The organism is Microcoleus sp. B13-B6 (genome assembly GCF_036705405.1).
Lineage (GTDB): Bacteria > Cyanobacteriota > Cyanobacteriia > Cyanobacteriales > Microcoleaceae > Microcoleus.
The window spans coordinates 1-6,383 of sequence record NZ_JAUBUJ010000194.1 but is presented as its reverse complement, the minus strand read 5'-3'; the positions used below and the strand labels follow the sequence as shown (position 1 = coordinate 6,383).

The window sequence follows — 6,383 nt, the reverse complement described above, 5'->3', positions numbered from 1 at the left end:
AAGTTTCTCAACCTGCCGCTGTTGGGTCAATAGGACTGGGACTTGGGCATCCTCCAGCATGAAGGTGAGACGCTCTTGCGGATATGCCGGGTCTAGTGGTAAGTAGGCTGCACCTGCTTTGAGGATGCCTAGGAGTCCTACTAATATATCTAGCGATCGCTCTACACAAATCCCCACGCATATCTCTGGTCCTACCCCCAGCCCTTGCAGGTGGTGTGCTAATTGATTGGCACGGTAATTGAGCTGCTGGTAGGTAAGTTGCTCGCTTCCAAAGACTGCGGCAACAGCGTTAGGAGTTTGCTCGGCTTGGGCTTCAAATAACTGATGGATACAGGTGTTATTCGGGTAATCAGTTTGGGTGTTATTCCACTCCACCAGCAACTGATGTTGTTCGGCTGCTGTCAACAGTGGTAAGTCTGACAGACGCTGTTGACAGTTGGCGACAATGCCTTCGAGTAAGGTCTGGAAATTCCCCAGCATCCGAGTAATGGTGGCTGAGTTGAAGAGAGCGGTGTTGTATTCCAACGAGGCTCTCAGTCCTTGCGCCGTCTCTATCATGAATAGGGTTAGATCGAACTTCGCCGTTCCGTTTTTAATCTTCAGGGAGTTGACGGTCAGACCTGGTAACTCCAAGGCGGAGGTTGGAGTGTTCTGTAGAACGAACATCACCTGGAACAACGGCGTGCGGCTTCGGTCTCGTTCGGGCTGTAGTTCTTCTACGAGCTTTTCAAAGGGTAGGTCTTGGTGGGCATAGGCTCCTAAAGCTACCTCGCGCACTCGACCTAGCAGTTCTGGGAAACTTGGGTTGCCACCAAGGTAGGTACGCAGGGCTAGGGTATTCACAAAAAATCCAATCAGACCCTCGGCTTCCATCTGGTTACGACCGGCGATGGGAGTGCCTACGATCATGTCTTCTTGCCCGGTATAGCGGTAGAGGAATGTCTGGAATGCTGCTAACAGGGTCATGAACAGCGTGACCTGCTCCTGCTGGCTCACGTCTTTGAGTGCCTTGGTTAGGTTTTCGGGTAGATCCAGAGATTGGTACTCACCCTGATAGGTCTGAACTGGTGGGCGCGGGTAGTCAGTGGGCAGTTGTAGTATGGGCAGGCTGCCATTTAGCTGCTGTTTCCAGTAGTCCCGCTGAGACTCTAAAACTTCACCCTGTAGCCACTCGCGCTGCCAGTGGGCAAAATCAGCATATTGGATGGGCAGTTCGGGGAGGGGTGAGGGTTTGCCAGTGGAGAAGGCATCGTAGAGCGCTGCCACTTCCCGCAAGAAAATATCGTCAGACCAGCCATCATAAACAATGTGGTGTATGGTCACGAGCAGCATATATTCCGCTTCTTTTAGGTGCAGGAGTTTGACGCGAAACAATGGCCCAGTAGCTAGGTCGAAGGGTTGTTGAGCCTCCTCGGTGGCAAGGCGTTGAGCTTCAGAAAGTCCCTGGTCTGGAGGAAGTTCTCTTAGGTCTATTACTGGCAGTGTTAAAGCTGTATGTAGGGAGATGACCTGCTTGGGTTGCCCGTCCACAGATGGAAAAGTAGTTCTGAGGACTTCATGGCGTCGGACAATTTCACTCAAGCTCTGCGAGAGTGCGGTTACGTTGAGTAGACCGGTTAAGCGAAAGGTAGCGGGAATGTTATAGGCAGGGCTGTCTGGTTCCAATTGAGCGAGCAACCACAGTCTAGCTTGAGCAAAGGAGAGGGGGAGGTCTCCGTCCCTTGGGACAGGCAATATTGGGGAAAGATTGGAACTGGTGGCAGCATTAGCCTTGTGCAGAAATGCGAGGATTTCTGCTTTGCGCTCTTTTAGCTCTTGCAGCAGGGCAGGTGTCAGTGTTTCCTTGGGAGCTTTATAGCGCAAGCGATCGCCTTCGTTCCATAGCTTCACGTCTAGACAGCGAAGCTCAGACAAAAACTCATCAATCGTTTTCATAATTCTCCCTCTTCATAATCGTCCATTGTGTCGCTCTCATTAGCCTGCAACTCTTGCACTGCCCAACGAACTGTCTCAATGCGACCGCCTAAGTCAGCCACAGTAGGTGCCTCAAATAAAGTACGCAGCGGTAGTTCCACTCCGAAGGCTTGGCGCAAGCGAGAAATAACTTGGGTAGCCAGCAGGGAATGTCCCCCCAATTCAAAGAAGTTGTCATGGACGCCGACCTGCTCCAGTCTCAAGACTTGAGTCCAGATATCAGCTATCTGCAGCTCGATCGGAGTACGAGGAGCCACAAACTTGACTGACTGGTCGGGTCGTGACTGGTCAGGCGCTGGTAGAGCGCGGTGGTCTACTTTGCCGTTAGGGGTTAGGGGTATGGTGTCTAGGAAAACAAAGGCTGATGGCACCATATAGTCAGGGAGCTTCTGTTTGAGGAAGCATCGCAGTTCGTCGGTAGTGGGTTTTTGCTGTTGGTTGGAAACAATGTAGGCAACTAAACGTTTGTCATTTTCTAGGCCAACCCTTGCTGTTACTACACACTGCTGCACAGTAGGATATTGGGATAGAGTTGACTCAACTTCTCCCAGTTCGATGCGGAAACCACGGATTTTGACTTGATTGTCGATGCGACCAAGAAATTCGATATTGCCGTCGGGTAGGTAACGGGCTAAGTCGCCAGTTTTGTAGAGCCGATCGCCTTTTAAATTTTGGATTTTGAATTGGGAATTTAAAAAAGAGTTAGGAATGAATTTCTCTTCTGTTAAATTTTGGCGATTGAAATAGGATCGGGCTAAACCATCGCCGCCAATGTATAGTTCACCCGGGACTCCAATAGGTACGGGTTGCAGATGGGAGTTGAGAATATAAATTTGCGTGTTGGCGATAGGACGACCAATAGAGGGTGAGGGGTAAACTTTCTCATTTTCACCTCTTCTGGGAATACATAAGGTAAATGTGGAATAGGTAGTGGCTTCAGAGGGTCCGTAGAGATTGAAAACCTGTTGAAGGGTTGTCTGCTGATAAAGTTGGTTGACCAGTTGCTGGGAAAGAGGTTCACCTGCTAAGTTGACAGTCTGCACGTTTTGGGGTATTGCGTTGGCTCTGAGTAATTCGGCTATCGCACTGGGGACTGTGTTGATTAGAGTGACATCTTTAGCTGCTTTTAGGGTGGGTAGGTGTAAAGCGTTTTGGGCCAGGATGACTTTACCGCCACAGCTTAGGGGAACGAATAGCTCGAAGACGGAAAGGTCAAAACAGATGGAGGTGGAAGCGAGGACTCCAGCGAGTTGTTTTGGATTAAATACGGTTTGCGCCCAATTGATAAAGTTAACTGTACTGCGGTGCTCTATGGCGACTCCTTTAGGGAAGCCTGTGGAACCAGAGGTATAGAGGATATAGGCTAGGTTGGTGGGGTTGACGTTGCTTTTTGGGTTCTCTGGGTTTTCTCGATTAATGATTTCCCAGGTTTTGTCTAGACTGATTACTGTTAATTGTTCAGGGTTGCTTGGGGATTGTTCGTTGCTGTCAATTATGTTGGTTGAAACTTTTCCTGAAGCGTACAATGAATTCTGAATAATTTTTGAAGTTGTCAGGAGCAACGATAAGAGCGAATCTTCGAGCATGAAGGCGAGGCGCTCTTGGGGATAGGTGGGGTCAAGGGGAATGTAGGCTCCGCCTGCTTTGAGGATAGCTAGGAGGGCTACGAGCATTTCTAGCGATCGCTCTAGGCAAATTCCCACGGTTACTTCTGGTTCCACACCCATTTTTTGCAGGTGGTGTGCTAGTTGATTGGCACGGCAATTGAGCTCCTGGTAGGTTAATTGCTCGTTTTCAAAGACTACTGCAACGGCGTTAGGAGTTCGCTCTACTTGGGCTTCAAATAATTGATGGATGCAGGTATTGTTGGGGTAGTCAATTTGGGTGTTATTCCACTCGACTAGGAGCTGATGCTGTTCGGCTTCTGTTAACAGCGGTAAGTCTGAGAGGTGTTGTTCTGGGTTAGCGACGATGCTTTTTAGTAAGGTCTGGAAATGTCCCACCATTCGAGTGATGGTTGCAGCCTCGAATAGGTCTGTGTTGTATTCAACCCCACCTTTGATGCCCTCTGAAGTTTCTTCCAGAGCGAGGGTTAAATCCAACTTTGCTGTGCCGTTATGGACTTCCAGAGGGGTTAGACTTAGACCCCGAAACTCCAAAGCCGCTATCAGGGCATTCTGGAAAACAAACATCACCTGAAACAGGGGGGTTCGGCTCAAATCTCTTTCTGGTTGCAGTTCCTCTACCAACTTCTCGAAAGGCAAATCCTGGTGAGTATAGGCTCCCAAAGCCACCTCACGCACCCGACCTAGCAATTCCCGGAAACTTGGATCGCCTGAAAGCTCAGTTCGTAGTACCAGAGTATTGACAAAAAATCCAATCAACCCTTCGATTTCAACGCGGTTGCGATTAGCAATGGGAGAACCAACAATAACGTCTTCCTGACCTGTATATCGGTAGAGCAGTATCTGGAAGACCGCCAGTAAGGTCATAAACAAAGTAACGCCTTCCTGCTGCGAGAGCGCTTTGAGGGCATCGGTACTTTTCTTAGGCAGTTCCAGAGATTGCCTTGCACCTCGATAAGTTTGAACAGGATGTCGGGGGCGATCCGTGGGCAACTCCAGCACAGGCAACTGACCACCTAGATGCCGCTTCCAGTAGTTAAGCTGAAACTCCAACACCTCACCGACGAGCCACTCGTTCTGCCAGACAGCAAAGTCAGCATATTGGATAGGTAGTTCAGGCAATGACGAGGACTTCTCGGTGGAAAAAGCTTCATAAAGCACCGACAATTCCCGCATAAACACACCAAGAGACCACCCGTCGGAAACAATGTGGTGCATGGTCAAGAGAAGCAAATGTTCCTCTTTTCCCAGATGCAGGAGATTGACGCGAAACAAGGGTTCATTAACCAAGTCAAAGGGGCACTGAGCTCCCTCAGTAGCCAACCGTTGAGCTTCCACCTCCCGTTCAGTCTCAGGAAGTTTCCGGAGGTCTACTATCGGTAATAGCAAGGTAGCAGCAGGACGAATGATCTGAATTGGCTGCCCATTCACAGCACTAAAGTTAGTCCGTAGAGCTTCGTGACGCCTCACAATTTCACTTAAGCTCTGCTCTAGTGCCGTCACGTTGAGCGAACCTTTCAAGCCAATAGCGTTAGGGATGTTATATAGGGGTGTCCCAGACATCAATTGGTCGAGGAACCACAGCCGCTGCTGAGCAAAGGACAGAGGCAGGTCTCCCTCGCGTGAGATGGGACTAATTGGCAGAGCCTGTAGACTCCCTTCTTCGGCTCGACAGGCTGCCTCCACGATCTTTGCCAAGCCCGCTAGGGTGGGTTCTTCAAAGAGAGTATGCAGGGGGAGTTCCACTCCGAAAGCTTTGCGGACGCGAGAAATGACTTGGGTAGCGAGTAAGGAATGTCCCCCCAACTCAAAGAAGTTGTCGTGAATACTTACCCCCTCAAGCCTGAGGACTTCGCTCCAGATGCCCGCCAGCAGTTCCTCAAAAGGGGTAAGATGCGGCACAAAAGTTTCTTCCATATCTGACCTTGTCCCATCAGGCACTGGCAGAGCGCGGCGATCCACCTTACCATTGGGTGTCAGCGGCAGAGCTTCAAGCTGCACAAATGCAGAAGGTATCATGTGGTCGGGCAGTTTCTCCTTTAGGTAGCGACGCAGTTCACTGGTGGAGAGGACTTGCTCCTGGCTCGGAACCACATAGGCTACTAAGCGCTTGTCACCAGGGTCGTACTCCTGGTCTATAACTACGGCATCCTGCACAGCCCGGTTTTGCCTCAGCACTGTCTCAATCTCGCCTAGCTCAATGCGGAAGCCACGAATTTTTACCTGATTATCGATGCGACCGAGAAACTCAATGTTGCCGTCCGGTAAATAGCGAGCTAAGTCTCCAGTTTTGTACAGACGTGCTGCGGGAGCGTCACTAAAGGGGTTGGGGATAAACTTCTGGGCTGTCAACTCAGTCCGGTTGAGATAGCCCCGGGCTAAGCCGTCGCCGCCGGTGTACAACTCGCCGGGAACTCCGATGGGGACAGGCTTCCGGTGGCTATCCAACACATAAACCTGAGTATTGGTAATGGGGCGTCCGATGGGGACGGAGTTACCGAGTTGGTCAGGCTCTGTTATTGGGTAGCAGCAGGTGAAGGTCGTGTTCTCGGTTGGACCATAACCGTTGATTAGCTTACAGTCTCCTATTTTTTGGAGAAATTTCTGGACATGAGGAACAGATAAAACATCACCGCCAGCTAATAGTTGACGCAAGGGCTTTAAATCCTCCAGTCGCTCATCCACCATTAGGTGAAACAGACCCGCGGTGAGCCACAGAGTTGTGATTTGGTATTGCTGGATAACTTGTCCCAACTCTTCCAAAGATGGCGTATGGGGGGGAAA

The 6,383-nt window shown here is 50.2% G+C and carries 2 protein-coding genes; both read right to left on the bottom strand.

What is annotated here, in order from left to right:
- A partial coding sequence (locus QUB35_RS38095; protein WP_333148149.1) for a condensation domain-containing protein occupies nucleotides 1-1,935 on the bottom strand: 1,935 nt, incomplete at its 3' end.
- The coding region (locus QUB35_RS38090) for an amino acid adenylation domain-containing protein (protein ID WP_333148147.1) at nucleotides 1,932-6,383 on the bottom strand (4,452 nt) is incomplete at its 5' end. The genes QUB35_RS38095 and QUB35_RS38090, both read right to left, overlap by 4 nt.